At 55.6% G+C, this 16,540-nt stretch carries 15 protein-coding genes; all 15 read left to right on the top strand.

Features of this window, described 5'->3' with window-relative positions; all coding sequences use genetic code 11:
* Positions 1–15 precede the first annotated feature (15 nt).
* The 15 genes from sdhB (at position 16) to pal (ending at position 16,536) form a co-directional block, all read left to right on the top strand.
* A complete protein-coding gene (gene sdhB / locus DTA24_RS20285) occupies positions 16–732 on the top strand; it encodes a succinate dehydrogenase iron-sulfur subunit SdhB (protein WP_008805686.1) in 717 nt (238 codons plus the stop codon).
* Positions 733–1,113: 381 nt separating this feature from the next.
* The gene (gene sucA / locus DTA24_RS20280; RefSeq protein ID WP_008805687.1) at positions 1,114–3,921 is read left to right on the top strand and encodes a 2-oxoglutarate dehydrogenase E1 component; all 2,808 of its coding nucleotides are present in this window, start codon (positions 1,114–1,116) and stop codon (positions 3,919–3,921) included.
* A 14-nt stretch (positions 3,922–3,935) separates the two neighbouring features.
* On the top strand, positions 3,936–5,162 hold the full coding sequence (gene odhB / locus DTA24_RS20275) for a 2-oxoglutarate dehydrogenase complex dihydrolipoyllysine-residue succinyltransferase (RefSeq protein ID WP_012542428.1): 1,227 nt from the start codon (positions 3,936–3,938) through the stop codon (positions 5,160–5,162).
* A 145-nt stretch (positions 5,163–5,307) separates the two neighbouring features.
* On the top strand, positions 5,308–6,474 hold the full coding sequence (sucC, locus tag DTA24_RS20270) for an ADP-forming succinate--CoA ligase subunit beta (RefSeq protein WP_002895039.1): 1,167 nt from the start codon (positions 5,308–5,310) through the stop codon (positions 6,472–6,474).
* On the top strand, positions 6,474–7,343 hold the full coding sequence (gene sucD, locus DTA24_RS20265; protein WP_004885990.1) for a succinate--CoA ligase subunit alpha: 870 nt from the start codon (positions 6,474–6,476) through the stop codon (positions 7,341–7,343). Before sucC ends, sucD begins: the two co-directional genes overlap by 1 nt.
* Before the next feature lie 826 nt (positions 7,344–8,169).
* Entirely contained in the window at positions 8,170–9,738 is a 1,569-nt protein-coding gene (cydA, locus tag DTA24_RS20260; RefSeq protein ID WP_012542427.1) for a cytochrome ubiquinol oxidase subunit I, read from the top strand.
* A 15-nt stretch (positions 9,739–9,753) separates the two neighbouring features.
* Positions 9,754–10,893, top strand: coding sequence for a cytochrome d ubiquinol oxidase subunit II (cydB, locus tag DTA24_RS20255; protein ID WP_008805690.1), 1,140 nt, complete (start codon positions 9,754–9,756; stop codon positions 10,891–10,893).
* A gap of 15 nt (positions 10,894–10,908) precedes the next feature.
* Positions 10,909–11,022, top strand: a complete 114-nt coding sequence (cydX, locus tag DTA24_RS20250) for a cytochrome bd-I oxidase subunit CydX (protein WP_004100325.1) — start codon at positions 10,909–10,911, stop codon at positions 11,020–11,022.
* Positions 11,023–11,152: 130 nt separating this feature from the next.
* A complete protein-coding gene (ybgE, locus tag DTA24_RS20245) occupies positions 11,153–11,437 on the top strand; it encodes a cyd operon protein YbgE (protein ID WP_008805691.1) in 285 nt (94 codons plus the stop codon).
* Positions 11,438–11,586: 149 nt separating this feature from the next.
* Positions 11,587–11,991: a tol-pal system-associated acyl-CoA thioesterase gene (gene ybgC, locus DTA24_RS20240; RefSeq protein WP_002895056.1), complete on the top strand. Its 405-nt coding sequence runs from the start codon at positions 11,587–11,589 to the stop codon at positions 11,989–11,991.
* Positions 11,988–12,680, top strand: coding sequence for a Tol-Pal system protein TolQ (gene tolQ, locus DTA24_RS20235; protein WP_004152221.1), 693 nt, complete (start codon positions 11,988–11,990; stop codon positions 12,678–12,680). Before ybgC ends, tolQ begins: the two co-directional genes overlap by 4 nt.
* Positions 12,681–12,683: 3 nt before the next feature.
* Positions 12,684–13,112: a colicin uptake protein TolR gene (tolR, locus tag DTA24_RS20230; RefSeq protein ID WP_002895061.1), complete on the top strand. Its 429-nt coding sequence runs from the start codon at positions 12,684–12,686 to the stop codon at positions 13,110–13,112.
* A gap of 99 nt (positions 13,113–13,211) precedes the next feature.
* Positions 13,212–14,552 (top strand): cell envelope integrity protein TolA, encoded by a 1,341-nt coding sequence (gene tolA, locus DTA24_RS20225; RefSeq protein ID WP_032734991.1) that lies wholly within the window; start codon positions 13,212–13,214, stop codon positions 14,550–14,552.
* Between the two features lie 132 nt (positions 14,553–14,684).
* The gene (tolB, locus tag DTA24_RS20220; RefSeq protein WP_008805693.1) at positions 14,685–15,977 is read left to right on the top strand and encodes a Tol-Pal system beta propeller repeat protein TolB; all 1,293 of its coding nucleotides are present in this window, start codon (positions 14,685–14,687) and stop codon (positions 15,975–15,977) included.
* Positions 15,978–16,011: 34 nt separating this feature from the next.
* Positions 16,012–16,536 carry a peptidoglycan-associated lipoprotein Pal gene (pal, locus tag DTA24_RS20215; protein WP_002895068.1) on the top strand — a complete coding sequence of 175 codons (525 nt, stop codon included), beginning with the start codon at positions 16,012–16,014 and terminating at the stop codon, positions 16,534–16,536.
* Positions 16,537–16,540 lie beyond the last annotated feature (4 nt).

The raw sequence follows: 16,540 nt of genomic DNA, 5'->3' as shown, positions 1-16,540 counted from the left end.
TGCGGAGACAGGAAAATGAAACTCGAGTTTTCAATTTATCGCTATAACCCGGATGTTGACGACGCTCCGCATATGCAGGATTACACCCTCGAAGCGGAAGAAGGTCGTGACATGATGCTGCTGGATGCGCTGATCCAGCTGAAAGAAAAAGATCCGTCGCTGTCGTTCCGCCGCTCCTGCCGTGAAGGGGTTTGCGGTTCCGATGGTCTGAACATGAACGGGAAAAACGGTCTGGCGTGCATCACGCCAATCTCCGCGCTGAATCAGCCGGGCAAGAAGATTGTTATCCGTCCGCTGCCAGGATTACCGGTTATCCGTGATTTGGTGGTAGACATGGGGCAATTCTATGCACAATATGAGAAGATTAAGCCTTACTTGTTGAATAATGGGCAAAATCCTCCGGCTCGCGAGCATCTGCAGATGCCTGAGCAGCGTGAGAAACTCGATGGTCTGTACGAGTGTATTCTGTGCGCATGTTGTTCAACCTCGTGCCCGTCGTTCTGGTGGAACCCGGACAAGTTCATCGGCCCGGCTGGCCTGCTGGCCGCGTATCGCTTCCTGATCGACAGTCGCGATACCGAAACCAGCGAGCGCCTGGAAGGCCTGAGCGATGCTTTCAGCGTATTCCGCTGTCACAGCATTATGAACTGCGTCAGTGTGTGTCCTAAAGGGCTTAACCCGACGCGCGCCATCGGCCATATTAAGTCGATGCTGCTGCAGCGCAGCGCGTAAGCAACACGGTCTGTCCCGGATGGCGCTTGCGCTTATCCGGGCTACCAAAGCAGTAGCCCCGGCAAGCGTTAGCGCCGCCGGGGGATATAGCAGGAAATCTTTAAAAACCGCCACAAGATGTACCAGTAATCGAGGCGTTCAGTGCGAGGTAAGGCGGCAACTGAGCGCATCCCCGGGAGCATAGTGAACTATGTGACCGGGGTAAGCGAAGGCAGCCAACACAACCGCAGCCTGAACGCTGAAGATTAATGGCAGTTTTTAAAGGTTCCTTAGCGGATCGAAACCACAACTCGTCCGCAACAAGTGAACCCCGGCACGTGCACTCGGTGTGCGTGGTAGTTTCTACGGCGAAATAAGCATAAAAGTGCTTAAGGGATCACGATGCAGAACGGCGCAATGAAAGCCTGGCTGGACTCTTCTTTCCTCTCTGGTTCGAACCAGAGCTGGATAGAACAGCTCTATGAAGACTTCTTAACCGATCCTGACTCTGTTGACGCCAACTGGCGTTCGATGTTCCAGCAGTTACCTGGCACCGGAGTTAAACCGGATCAATTCCATTCCAAAACACGTGATTATTTCCGTCGACTGGCGAAGGATGCCTCACGTTACACTTCTTCGATTTCCGACCCTGACACCAATGTGAAGCAGGTTAAAGTCCTGCAGCTCATCAACGCATACCGTTTCCGTGGCCACCAGCATGCGAATCTCGATCCGCTGGGACTGTGGAAGCAAGAGAGAGTGGCGGATCTTGATCCGGCCTACCACGATCTGACCGAGGCCGATTTCCAGGATAGCTATAACGTAGGTTCATTTGCCATCGGTAAAGACACGATGAAGCTGGGCGACCTGATTGCCGCCCTCAAGCAAACCTACTGCGGCTCCATCGGCGCGGAATACATGCATATCACCTCTACTGAGGAAAAACGCTGGATCCAGCAGCGTATTGAATCGGTAGCCGGTAAAGCGAGCTTCACCGCGGCAGAGAAAAAGCGCTTCCTCAGTGAACTGACCGCTGCAGAAGGGCTGGAACGCTACCTCGGCGCCAAATTCCCGGGGGCGAAACGCTTCTCGCTGGAAGGGGGTGATGCCCTGATCCCGATGCTCAAAGAGATGATCCGCCATGCAGGCAAAAGCGGCACCCGCGAAGTGGTGCTGGGCATGGCGCACCGTGGCCGTCTGAACGTGCTGGTCAACGTGCTGGGTAAAAAACCGCAGGACCTGTTCGACGAGTTCGCGGGCAAACATAAAGAACACCTGGGCACCGGCGACGTGAAGTACCACATGGGCTTCTCTTCCGATATGGAAACCGAAGGCGGTCTGGTCCACCTGGCGCTGGCGTTTAACCCGTCGCACCTGGAGATCGTCAGCCCGGTGGTTATCGGTTCCGTACGCGCCCGTCTGGATCGTCTGGACGAGCCAAGCAGCAACAAAGTTCTGCCTATTACCATCCACGGCGACGCCGCCGTTACCGGCCAGGGCGTGGTTCAGGAAACCCTGAACATGTCGAAAGCCCGCGGTTACGAAGTCGGCGGTACCGTGCGTATCGTTATCAACAACCAGGTTGGCTTTACCACCTCCAACCCGCTGGATGCGCGTTCTACGCCATACTGTACCGATATCGGTAAGATGGTTCAGGCGCCGATTTTCCACGTTAACGCGGATGACCCGGAAGCCGTTGCTTTCGTTACCCGTCTGGCGCTGGATTTCCGTAATACCTTCAAACGCGATGTCTTTATCGACCTGGTGTGCTACCGCCGTCACGGCCATAACGAAGCCGACGAGCCGAGCGCAACCCAGCCGCTGATGTACCAGAAAATCAAAAAGCATCCGACCCCGCGCAAAATCTATGCTGACAAGCTGGAGCAGGAGAAAGTTGCGACGCTGGAAGACGCGACTGAGCAGGTTAACCTTTACCGCGATGCGCTGGATGCCGGCGAATGCGTGGTAGAGGAGTGGCGTCCGATGAATATGCACTCCTTTACCTGGTCTCCCTACCTCAACCACGAGTGGGACGAGAGCTATCCGGATAAAGTGGATCCGAAACGTCTGCAAGAGCTGGCTAAACGCATCAGTACGGTGCCGGAAGGTATCGAAATGCAGTCCCGTGTAGCGAAAATCTACGGCGATCGCCAACTGATGGCCGCCGGCGAGAAGCTGTTCGATTGGGGCGGCGCTGAAAACCTGGCTTATGCCACCCTGGTTGACGAAGGCATTCCGGTGCGCCTGTCCGGTGAAGACTCCGGTCGCGGCACCTTCTTCCACCGTCACGCGGTTATCCATAACCAGAGCAACGGTTCTACCTATACCCCGCTGCAGCATGTGCACAACGGCCAGGGCCAGTTCCGCGTCTGGGACTCGGTGCTGTCTGAAGAAGCCGTGCTGGCGTTCGAATACGGTTACGCCACCGCAGAGCCGCGTACGCTGACCATCTGGGAAGCGCAGTTCGGCGACTTCGCCAACGGCGCGCAGGTGGTGATTGATCAGTTCATTTCCTCTGGCGAACAGAAATGGGGCCGGATGTGCGGTCTGGTGATGTTGCTGCCGCACGGCTACGAAGGGCAGGGCCCGGAGCACTCCTCCGCGCGTCTGGAACGCTATCTGCAGCTGTGCGCTGAGCAGAACATGCAGGTTTGCGTACCGTCCACCCCGGCACAGGTTTACCATATGCTGCGTCGTCAGGCGCTGCGCGGTATGCGCCGTCCGCTGGTGGTGATGTCGCCGAAGTCTCTGCTGCGCCACCCGCTGGCGGTCTCCAGCATGGACGAACTGGCGAACGGCACCTTTATGCCGGCCATCGGCGAAATCGACGAACTCGATCCGCAAGCCGTGAAGCGCGTCGTACTGTGCTCTGGTAAGGTTTACTACGACCTGCTGGAACAGCGCCGCAAAAACGAGCAAAAAGATGTCGCCATTGTGCGTATCGAACAGCTCTACCCGTTCCCGCATCAGGCGGTGCAGGAAGCGCTGAAAGCTTACTCGCACGTACATGATTTTGTCTGGTGCCAGGAAGAGCCGCTCAACCAGGGCGCATGGTACTGCAGCCAGCACCACCTTCGTGAAGTAGTTCCATTTGGGGCCTCTCTGCGTTATGCAGGCCGCCCGGCCTCCGCCTCTCCGGCGGTAGGGTACATGTCCGTTCACCAGAAACAGCAACAAGATCTGGTCAATGACGCGCTGAACGTCGATTAATTAAAGGATACACAATGAGTAGCGTAGATATTCTGGTTCCCGACCTGCCTGAGTCCGTAGCTGACGCAACCGTCGCCACCTGGCATAAAAAACCGGGCGACGCGGTCGTCCGTGACGAAGTTCTGGTCGAAATCGAAACTGACAAAGTGGTACTGGAAGTACCGGCATCAGCGGACGGCATTCTGGATGCAGTGCTGGAAGACGAGGGCGCTACCGTCCTGTCTCGCCAGATCCTTGGCCGCCTGCGTGAAGGCAACAGCGCAGGTAAAGAAACCAGCGAAAAAGCGGATGCGAAAGCGTCCACCCCGGCGCAGCGCCAGCAGGCTTCTCTGGAAGAGCAGAACAACGATGCGCTCAGCCCGGCGATCCGTCGTCTGCTGGCGGAGCACAACCTCGACGCCGCTGCCATCAAAGGTACCGGCGTGGGTGGCCGTCTGACTCGTGAAGACGTCGAGAAACATCTGGCGAAAGCCCCGGCGGCGGCTGAAGCCAAAGCGCCAGCGGCTACTGCGGCAGCGACACCAGCGCCGCAGCTGGGTCACCGTTCAGAAAAACGCGTCCCGATGACCCGTCTGCGTAAACGCGTGGCCGAGCGTCTGCTGGAAGCGAAAAATTCCACCGCCATGCTGACGACCTTTAACGAAGTCAACATGAAGCCGATTATGGATCTGCGTAAGCAGTATGGCGATGCCTTCGAAAAACGTCACGGTATCCGTCTGGGCTTCATGTCCTTCTACGTGAAAGCGGTGGTTGAAGCGCTGAAACGCTACCCGGAAGTGAACGCTTCCATCGATGGCGACGACGTGGTTTACCACAACTACTTCGATGTCAGCATGGCAGTGTCCACTCCGCGCGGCCTGGTAACCCCGGTTCTGCGTGACGTTGACCTGCTGGGCATGGCGGACATCGAAAAGAATATCAAAGAGCTGGCGGTGAAAGGCCGTGACGGCAAGCTGACCGTAGATGACCTGACCGGCGGTAACTTCACCATTACCAACGGCGGCGTCTTCGGTTCCCTGATGTCCACGCCGATCATCAACCCACCGCAGAGCGCCATCCTGGGTATGCATGCCATTAAAGACCGTCCGATGGCGGTGAATGGCAAGGTAGAGATCCTGCCGATGATGTACCTGGCGCTCTCCTATGACCACCGTCTGATCGATGGGCGTGAATCGGTTGGCTTCCTGGTGGCGATTAAAGAGCTGCTGGAAGATCCGACTCGTCTGCTGCTGGACGTGTAGTCAGTAAGAGTATGACTTACCGTAGGCCGGATAAGGCATTTTTGCCGCCATCCGGCGTTGATGAGATGCCTGATGGCGACGCTAGCGCGTCTTATCAGGCCTACAGGTTTAAAGATAATTACACCCTGAAGGATGGACTGAACACATGAACTTACATGAATATCAGGCAAAACAACTTTTTGCCCGCTATGGCTTACCGGCGCCGGTGGGTTATGCCTGTACTACTCCGCGTGAAGCAGAAGAAGCCGCTTCAAAAATCGGCGCGGGTCCGTGGGTAGTGAAATGTCAGGTTCACGCTGGTGGCCGCGGTAAAGCGGGCGGTGTGAAAGTAGTTAAGAGCAAAGAAGAGATCCGCGCTTTTGCTGAGCATTGGCTGGGCAAACGCCTGGTGACTTACCAAACCGATGCTAACGGCCAGCCGGTCAACCAGATTCTGGTGGAAGCAGCGACCGATATCGATAAAGAGCTGTATCTGGGCGCGGTCGTTGATCGTAGCTCCCGTCGCGTGGTGTTCATGGCGTCGACTGAAGGCGGCGTGGAAATCGAAAAAGTCGCGGAAGAAACCCCGCACCTGATCCACAAGATCGCCATCGATCCGCTGGCGGGCCCGATGCCTTATCAGGGGCGTGAACTGGCGTTCAAACTGGGTCTGGAAGGTAAGCAGGTTCAGCAGTTCACCAAGATTTTCATGGGTCTGGCGACCATTTTCCTTGAGCGCGACCTGGCGCTGATCGAAATCAACCCGTTGGTGATCACTAAGCAGGGCGACCTGATCTGCCTCGACGGCAAACTGGGCGCTGACGGCAACGCGCTGTTCCGCCAGCCGGATCTGCGCGAAATGCGCGACCAGTCTCAGGAAGATCCGCGCGAAGCGCAGGCGGCGCAGTGGGAACTGAACTACGTTGCGCTCGACGGCAACATCGGTTGCATGGTTAACGGCGCAGGCCTGGCGATGGGCACCATGGACATCGTTAAGCTGCACGGCGGCGAACCGGCTAACTTCCTCGACGTTGGCGGCGGCGCCACCAAAGAGCGCGTGACCGAAGCGTTCAAAATCATCCTCTCTGACGACAACGTTAAAGCGGTTCTGGTTAACATCTTCGGCGGCATCGTACGTTGCGACCTGATCGCTGACGGCATCATCGGCGCGGTAGCGGAAGTTGGGGTTAACGTTCCGGTCGTGGTTCGTCTGGAAGGTAACAACGCCGAACTGGGCGCGAAAAAACTGGCTGACAGCGGCCTGAATATTATTGCAGCGAAAAGTCTGACGGACGCAGCACAGCAGGTTGTTGCCGCAGTGGAGGGGAAATAATGTCAGTTTTAATTAATAAAGATACCAAGGTTATCTGCCAGGGCTTCACCGGTAGCCAGGGGACCTTCCACTCTGAACAAGCGATCGCTTACGGTACGCAAATGGTTGGCGGCGTGACGCCAGGCAAAGGCGGCACCACCCACCTGGGCCTGCCGGTATTTAATACCGTGCGCGAAGCTGTTGAAGCGACCGGCGCGACCGCGACCGTTATCTACGTTCCGGCGCCGTTCTGCAAAGACTCCATTCTGGAAGCAATCGACGCGGGCATTAAGCTGATTATCACCATCACCGAAGGTATCCCGACGCTGGATATGCTGACTGTGAAAGTGAAACTGGACGAAGCGGGCGTGCGCATGATTGGCCCGAACTGCCCAGGCGTTATCACCCCGGGCGAATGCAAAATCGGCATCATGCCGGGTCACATTCACAAGCCGGGTAAAGTGGGCATCGTTTCCCGTTCCGGTACCCTGACCTATGAAGCGGTTAAGCAGACCACCGACTACGGCTTCGGCCAGTCTACCTGCGTCGGTATCGGCGGCGACCCGATCCCGGGCTCCAACTTCATCGATATCCTGAAGCTGTTCCAGGAAGATCCGCAGACCGAAGCGATCGTGATGATCGGTGAGATCGGCGGCAGCGCGGAAGAAGAAGCGGCAGCCTACATCAAAGAGCACGTGACCAAGCCGGTTGTCGGCTACATCGCGGGCGTGACCGCGCCGAAAGGCAAGCGTATGGGCCACGCGGGCGCGATCATCGCTGGCGGTAAAGGTACTGCTGATGAGAAATTCGCCGCCCTGGAAGCCGCTGGTGTGAAAACCGTTCGCAGCCTGGCCGATATCGGCGAAGCGCTGAAAGCTATCATCAAGTAAACCCTCTCTGCTTCTCCGAAGCAGAAATCTGTCCGATTTCGACATGGTTGGCCACCGTCAGGTGGCCTTTTTTATGGGCGTTATCCATCTCGCCAGAACATCCGCTGAACCGGCGGAATGCCTGCTCCGTGAAAAACCTTATCTATCATATTGATTTTATGAATTATTTCATGAATATAATCCCGGCAGCGTGGTTGCTGAAGGAAATATTTCCGCAATTCGCGACAGGCAAGGGTTTTAGATAGTGAAAAAACAGAAGAGAAGGGCATAAGAAAACAGGAAAAATACTGTGAGCAGTCTAGCATTATTAGGATCGGCGCATTTTTTTCATTTTTCCCCGCGGCGTTAAATAATATTACCTATGATTCTCATATCTCTCTTTTCAGTAACCAAGCAAGCCATACTTTAAACACAATATTAACATTAAGTTCACCAATATTCTTTATTGAGCTACATAATTAACACGTAGAGTAAAAATTGATTTATATCAATGCTTAATGCTTGGAAAAATTCTTCAAAAAACGTTAAATTGTCGCAAGTCAAATTGGCCTAAACAGGCTATCTTCGCTATATATTGATCACCGTCGAAAAATGTAAAACTGGAACAATAAAAACATATTTATTGTAAGGTTATTGCGGCGTAATATATTGGGGAATCAATTGGGTTTTCGTTAACGTATTTGTAACCTTGTCGTGGCGTGGCTTCACTTTCAGTTGAAACGCGCTGCGGACGGGCCAACAAATAACTTTTGTATTGGGGCATGCGTATGAGCCAGAGCTTCTCGGTTCATTTTCGGAGTCTTCATGCGATGAGCAAGGAGTCATGATGTTAGATATAGTCGAACTGTCGCGCTTACAGTTTGCCTTGACCGCGATGTACCACTTCCTTTTTGTGCCGCTAACGCTCGGTATGGCGTTCCTGCTGGCCATCATGGAAACGGTTTACGTCCTTTCCGGCAAACAGATTTATAAAGATATGACCAAATTCTGGGGCAAGTTGTTTGGTATCAACTTCGCGCTGGGTGTGGCGACCGGTCTGACCATGGAGTTCCAGTTCGGGACTAACTGGTCGTATTACTCACACTATGTGGGCGATATCTTCGGTGCGCCGCTGGCCATTGAAGGTCTGATGGCCTTCTTCCTCGAATCCACCTTTGTAGGTCTGTTCTTCTTCGGTTGGGATCGTCTGGGTAAAGTTCAGCACATGGCTGTCACCTGGCTGGTTGCGCTGGGCTCCAACCTCTCCGCGCTGTGGATCCTCGTCGCCAACGGCTGGATGCAGAACCCTATCGCATCGGACTTCAACTTCGAAACCATGCGTATGGAGATGGTCAGCTTCTCTGAACTGGTGCTCAACCCGGTCGCCCAGGTGAAGTTCGTTCACACCGTGGCGTCTGGCTATGTCACCGGCGCGATGTTCATCCTGGCTATCAGCTCCTGGTATATGCTGAAAGGCCGCGACTTTGCCTTTGCTAAGCGCTCCTTTGCCATCGCAGCCAGCTTCGGTATGGCGGCGATCCTCTCCGTTATTGTGCTGGGTGACGAATCCGGTTACGAAATGGGTGACGTGCAGAAAACCAAACTGGCGGCTATCGAAGCTGAGTGGGAAACCCAGCCGGCGCCGGCTGCCTTTACTCTGTTTGGTATTCCCGATCAGAATGCGCAGACCAACCACTTCGCGATCCAGATCCCTTACGCGCTGGGCATCATCGCCACCCGCTCGGTGGATAAGCCGGTTATCGGCCTGAAAGATCTGATGGTTCAGCACGAAGAGCGTATCCGTAACGGGATGAAAGCGTACGCGCTACTGGAGCAGCTGCGCGCCGGTTCGACCGACCAGGCCGTGCGTGACCAGTTCAATAGCGTGAAGAAAGACCTCGGCTATGGCCTGTTGCTGAAGCGCTATACCCCGAACGTCGCTGACGCCACGGAAGAGCAGATCGCCAAAGCGACCAAAGACTCTATTCCAAGCGTCGCCCCGCTGTACTTCGCCTTCCGTATCATGGTGGCGTGCGGCATCCTGATGCTGTTGATTATCGGCGCCTCCTTCTGGAGCGTGATTCGTAACCGCATTGGCGAGAAAAAATGGCTGCTGCGCGCCGCGTTCTTTGGCCTGCCGCTGCCGTGGATTGCCGTGGAGTCAGGCTGGTTTGTTGCCGAGTATGGCCGTCAGCCGTGGGCGATTGGTGAGGTCCTGCCGACCGCGGTGGCCAACTCGTCGCTGACCGCAGGCGATCTGATCTTCTCAATGTTGCTGATCTGCGGTCTGTACACGCTGTTCCTGGTGGCTGAACTGTTCCTGATGTTCAAGTTTGCCCGCAAAGGACCTAGCAGCCTGAAAACCGGCCGCTATCACTTTGAACAGTCCTCTGCGGCTATTCAGTCGGCACGCTAAGACAGGAGTCGTCAAATGATCGATTATGAAGTATTGCGTTTTATCTGGTGGCTGCTGATTGGCATTCTGCTGATTGGCTTCGCTGTCGCCGACGGGTTCGACATGGGGGTGGGCATGCTCACCCGTTTCCTCGGCCGTAACGACACCGAGCGTCGGATTATGATCAACGCCATCGCTCCGCACTGGGACGGTAACCAGGTGTGGCTGATCACCGCCGGCGGCGCGCTGTTCGCGGCCTGGCCGATGGTTTACGCCGCAGCGTTCTCTGGCTTCTATGTGGCGATGATTCTGGTGCTGGCTTCGCTGTTCTTCCGTCCGGTCGGTTTTGACTACCGTTCCAAGATCGAGGACACCCGCTGGCGCAACATGTGGGACTGGGGCATCTTCATCGGTAGCTTCGTGCCGCCGCTGGTGATTGGTGTGGCCTTCGGCAACCTGTTGCAGGGCGTGCCGTTCCACGTCGATGAATACCTACGTCTGTTCTATACCGGAAACTTCTTCCAGCTGCTGAACCCGTTTGGTCTGCTGGCCGGTATCGTCAGCGTGGCGATGATCCTGACTCAGGGTGCCACCTACCTGCAGATGCGTACCGTAGGCGAACTGCACCTGCGTACCCGCACCGTTTCCACGGTGGCGGCGCTGGTGACGCTGGTCTGCTTCGCGCTGGCGGGTGTGTGGGTCTACTACGGCATCGACGGCTATGTGGTGAAATCAGTAATGGATCATAGCGGCCCGTCTAACCCGCTGACTAAAGAAGTCGTGCGTGAGGCCGGTGCATGGATGGTGAACTTTAATAACATGCCAGCGCTGTGGGCCGTTCCTGCCCTGGGCGTGGTGCTGCCGCTGCTGACCGTCGTCTCGACTAAAGCGGATAAAGGCGCGTGGGCATTCCTGTTCTCCTCGCTGACCCTGGCCTGCATCATTCTGACCGCCGGTATTGCGATGTTCCCGTTCATCATGCCGTCCAGCACCATGCTGAACGCCAGCCTGACGATGTGGGACGCGACCTCCAGTCAGCGGACGCTGAACCTGATGACCTACGTGGCGATTGTCTTCGTGCCGATCATTCTGGCCTACACCAGCTGGTGTTACTGGAAGATGTTCGGCCGCATTACGCGCGAAGACATCGAAAAGAACACCCACTCGCTGTACTAAGGTAAGGAGCTATATATGTGGTACTTCGCATGGATTTTGGGAACGCTTCTTGCCTGTGCCTTTGGGGTGATTACCGCGCTGGCGCTTGAGCACGTGGAAGCCACCAAAGCAGGTAAAGAAGAACACTGATGAGTATTATCGTGATGCGATATACGAAATCATTCGGATTGCATCGAGGCGGCAAGTCTGTGAATCCCCAGGAGCTTACACCAGTAAGTGACTGGGGTAAGCAGACGTAGCCAACAAAGAGGCGACGTGAATGATAAAGTATATGTATGCGATAATGGACAAGCGCCCGTTAAGGGCGCTTTCCTTATTGATGGCGCTGCTGCTGGCAGGCTGCATCTTCTGGGATCCGTCGCGCTTTGCGGCGAAGACCAGCGAGCTGGAAATCTGGCATGGTTTCTTGCTGATGTGGGCGGTTTGCAGCGGCGTTATTCACGGCGTGGGCTTCCGTCCGCGTGCCGTTCACTGGCAGGGGATTTTTTGTCCGCTTATCGCTGATATCGTGCTCGCTTTGGGTCTCTTCTTTTTCTTCTTTTGAATAAGAGATCTCTGTTAATGGTATGGGCTTGCATAAGCCCATAAAAATTTACGCCCCGTTTACTTTCCCCCATTCCAAACCACCTTTCCCGCGCGTATAGTAGCGAAGTTTGAAAGCTCTAACCTTTTTTTGCATTACCGGGATGTAAAGTGAATACAACGCTGTTTCGATGGCCGGTTCGGGTCTACTACGAAGATACCGACGCCGGTGGTGTGGTTTACCACGCCAGTTACGTCGCTTTTTATGAAAGAGCACGCACAGAGATGCTGCGCCACCATCACTTTAGTCAACAGGTGCTGTTGGCTGAACGCGTTGCCTTCGTGGTTCGCAAAATGACGCTGGAGTATTTTGCCCCCGCCAGACTCGACGACATGCTCGAAGTCCAGACGGAAATTACCTCGATGCGCGGCACCTCTTTGGTTTTCACGCAGCGAATCGTCAACGCCGAGAATACAGTGTTAAACGAAGCTGAGGTTCTCATTGTGTGCGTTGATCCACTCTTAATGAAGCCACGTGCGCTTCCCAAGTCTATTGTCGCGGAGTTTAAGCAGTGACTGACATGAATATCCTTGATTTGTTCCTGAAGGCGAGCCTTCTGGTTAAACTTATCATGTTGATTTTGATTGGTTTTTCTATCGCTTCCTGGGCTATCATTATTCAGAGAACGCGTATCCTTAACTCGGCCGCGCGTGAAGCTGAAGCGTTCGAGGACAAATTCTGGTCCGGGATCGAGCTGTCCCGTTTGTACCAGGAGAGCCAGGGGCGTCGCGATAACCTGACCGGTTCGGAACAAATCTTCTACAGCGGTTTCAAAGAATTTGCGCGCCTGCATCGGGCCAACAGCCATGCGCCGGAAGCGATTGTCGAAGGGGCATCGCGCGCGATGCGTATTTCGATGAACCGCGAGCTGGAAACGCTGGAAACCCATATCCCGTTCCTCGGCACCGTAGGCTCCATCAGCCCGTATATCGGTCTGTTCGGTACTGTCTGGGGGATTATGCATGCCTTTATCGCCCTTGGCGCGGTGAAGCAGGCCACCCTGCAGATGGTGGCGCCAGGTATCGCCGAAGCGCTGATCGCCACCGCGATCGGTCTGTTCGCCGCGATCCCGGCGGTCATGGCGTACAACCGCCTGAACCAGCGCGTGAACAAGCTTGAACTGAACTACGACAACTTTATGGAAGAGTTCACCGCTATTCTGCACCGTCAGGCCTTTACCACCAGCGAAAGCAATAAGGGGTAAGCCATGGCCAGAGCACGTGGACGCGGACGTCGCGAACTGAAGTCCGAGATCAACATCGTTCCGCTGCTGGATGTCCTGCTGGTACTGCTGCTGATCTTTATGGCAACGGCGCCCATCATTACGCAGAGCGTGGAAGTCGATCTGCCGGACGCCACGGAATCGCAAGCGGTGAAAAGCAATGACGATCCGCCGGTGATTGTGGAAGTCTCCGGGGTAGGGCAGTACAGCGTGAAAGTGGGGCAGGAGACGCTGTCCCAGCTGCCGCCGGAGCAGGTGATTGCCGAAGCGAAGCGTCGTCTTGAAGCCAATGAGAAAACGGTATTCCTGATCGGCGGTGCGAAAGACGTCCCTTACGATGAAATTATTAAAGCGCTGAACCTGTTGCATAGTGCAGGGGTTAAATCGGTCGGCTTGATGACCAAACCTATTTAATCGCTTCAGGTATGTGCGTCCGCGTGGCGTCCGATGGTGGGTATCGCTCGCCGTCGGCGTGCATCGCGGGTACAGGCGAACAGTTTTTGGGAACCGATAGTGTCAAAGGCAACCGAACAAAACGACAAGCTTAAACGAGCGATCATCATTTCAGTCGCGCTGCACATCATTCTGATCGCGCTGCTGATCTGGAGTTCGTTTGACGAGCATCTGGATGCCTCTGCCGGCGGCGGCGGGGGATCGTCCATTGATGCCGTCATGGTCGATCCGGGGGCGGTGGTAAATAACTATAACCGTCAGCAACAGCAGCAGGCCAGCGCACGTCGCGCCGCTGAGCAGCGTGAAAAACAGGCACAGCAGCAGGCGGAAGAGTTACGTGAGAAACAGGCAGCGGAACAGGAACGGCTGAAACAGCTCGAACAGGAACGGCTGCAGGCGCAGGAAGCGGCGAAAGAAGCGAAGGAACAGCAGAAGCAGGCTGAGGAAGCGGCTGCCAAGGCTGCCGCGGCGGCGAAAGCCAAAGCGGATGCGCAGGCTAAAGAAGCGCAGGAAGCGGCTGCCAAAGCGGCTGCCGACGCAAAAGCGAAGGCGGATGCCCAGGCAAAAGCGGCTGAGCTGGCAGCGGCTAAAGCCGCCGCTGACGCGAAGAAACAGGCCGATGCCGCCGCCGCAAAAGCGGCAGCCGATGCGAAGAAACAGGCGGAAGCCGAAGCGGCGAAAGCCGCAGCAGAAGCGCAGAAGAAAGCGGAAGCGGCAGCGGCGAAGAAAGCGCAGCAGGAAGCAGAGAAGAAGGCCCAGCAGGAGGCGGCTAAGCAAGCTGCGGCTGAAAAAGCGGCAGCAGAAAAAGCTGCCGAAAAAGCCGCTGAGAAAGCTGCCGCCCAAAAAGCGGCCGCAGAGAAGGCCGCCGCCGAGAAAGCCGCCGCAGCTGAAAAAGCGGCGGCAGCCAAAGCGGCTGCGGCTGAGAAGGCAGCGGCCGATAAAGCGGCCAAAGCGGCAGCAGCAAAAGCGGCGGCAGCGAAGAAAGCGGCTGCCGCGAAAGAAGCGGACGGCGTTGACGACCTGCTTGGCGATCTGAGTTCGGGTAAGAATGCGCCGAAAGGTAGCACCAGCGGTAGCGCAGGCGGCTCTTCACCTGCTAAAGGAAGTAAACCAGGGCAGGGCGGTGCGTCTCAGGCGGAGATTGCCAGCTATATTTCGCAAGTGCAGGCCGCGATTAAAGGACATCTCTATGACTGGGATACGTACAAGGGTAAAGTATGTACGTTGCGCGTAAACCTGGCTCAGGATGGAACGTTGTTGAGTGTGAAATCGGAAGGCGGCGATCCGGCTTTCTGTCAGCAGATGCTGGCGGCAACCAGTCGGATGAGCAAATTCCCTAAACCGCCTTCGCAGGCAGTTTATGAAACGTTCAAAAATGCGCCATTGGACTTCAAACCTTAAGCGCTTTTTCCCCCGCGTCAGTGGGGGAAAAGAATATCGGGCGGTCATGGGGTTTTGGTAGTTTTGTGTATTTCAGTTTGTTAACATTCTGCTAAATTATCGTGGGCTTTCCGCCCGGATAAGGGAGATATGATGAAGCAGGCATTACGAGTAGCATTTGGTTTTTTAATGCTGTGGGCGGCGGTGCTGCACGCAGAAGTACGTATCGAGATCACCCAGGGGGTGGACTCGGCACGCCCTATCGGCGTGGTACCGTTCCAGTGGGCCGGCCAGGGCGCTGCGCCTGAAGATGTTGGCGGTATCGTGGCAGCTGACCTGCGCAACAGTGGTAAATTTAACCCGCTGGATCGCTCGCGTCTGCCGCAGCAGCCGACCAGTGCCCAGGAAGTGCAGCCTGCTGCCTGGTCTGCGCTGGGTATCGACGCCGTGGTCGTCGGTCAGGTCACGTCAAACCCGGATGGTTCTTATCAGGTAGCCTATCAGCTGGTGGATACCGGCGGTGCGCCGGGTACAACGCTGGCGCAAGGCTCTTTTAAAGTCACTAAACAGTACCTGCGCTACGCAGCGCACGCTGCCAGCGACGCGGTATTTGAGAAGCTGACCGGCATCAAGGGCGCATTCCGTACCCGTATCGCCTACGTGGTGCAGAAAAACGGCGGCCAGTTCCCTTACGAACTGCGCGTGTCCGACTACGATGGTTACAACCAGTTCCTTGTTCACCGTTCCTCCCAGCCGCTGATGTCCCCGGCCTGGTCTCCGGACGGTTCTAAACTGGCTTACGTGACCTTTGAAAGTGGTCGTTCTGCGCTGGTGGTTCAGACCCTGGCGAACGGCGCTGTGCGTCAGATCGCCTCCTTCCCGCAGCACAATGGCGCGCCGGCGTTCTCTCCGGATGGCTCTAAGTTGGCCTTCGCGCTGTCGAAAACCGGTAGCCTGAACCTGTACGTGATGGATCTGGGCTCCGGTCAGATTCGTCAGGTGACTAACGGTCGCAGCAACAACACCGAACCAAGCTGGTTCCCGGACAGCCAGAACCTGGCCTTCACCTCTGACCAGGCCGGTCGTCCGCAGGTGTATAAAGTCAACATCAATGGCGGCACGCCGCAGCGTATCACCTGGGAAGGTTCACAGAACCAGGACGCCGACGTGAGCGCGGATGGTAAAACCATGGTAATGGTCAGCTCGGCCGGCGGTCAGCAGCACATTGCCAAACAAGATCTGGAAGCGGGTGGTGTACAGGTTCTGTCATCAACGTTTTTAGACGAAACGCCAAGTCTGGCACCTAACGGCACTATGGTAATCTACAGCTCTTCTCAGGGGATGGGATCCGTGCTGAATCTGGTTTCTACAGATGGGCGTTTCAAAGCGCGTCTTCCGGCAACTGATGGACAGGTAAAATCGCCTGCCTGGTCGCCGTATCTGTGATAATAAATAATTGATTATTAAAGGAATCAAAGAAATGCAACTGAACAAAGTGCTGAAAGGGCTGATGATCGCTCTGCCGGTTATGGCAATCGCGGCATGTTCTTCTAACAAGAACGCCAGCAACGACCAGAGCGGTGAAGGCATGCTGGGTGCCGGCACTGGTATGGACGCTAACGGTAACGGCGGCAACATGTCTTCTGAAGAGCAAGCTCGTCTGCAGATGCAGCAGCTGCAACAGAACAACATCGTTTACTTCGATCTGGACAAGTACGATATCCGTTCTGACTTCGCTGCCATGCTGGACGCGCATGCGAACTTCCTGCGCAGCAACCCGTCCTACAAAGTGACTGTAGAAGGTCACGCGGATGAGCGCGGTACGCCGGAATACAACATCGCTCTGGGTGAGCGTCGTGCTAACGCCGTTAAGATGTATCTGCAGGGCAAAGGTGTTTCTGCCGATCAGATCTCCATCGTTTCTTACGGTAAAGAAAAACCAGCAGTACTGGGTCATGACGAAGCGGCATATGCCAAAAACCGTCGCGCCGTACTGGTTTACTAAGAGA

Source organism: Klebsiella sp. P1CD1 (assembly GCF_003790505.1).
GTDB classification, from domain to species: domain Bacteria; phylum Pseudomonadota; class Gammaproteobacteria; order Enterobacterales; family Enterobacteriaceae; genus Klebsiella; species Klebsiella variicola.
Note: the sequence above shows the minus strand (reverse complement) of the source record. Positions and strands in the feature narration are given on the sequence as shown.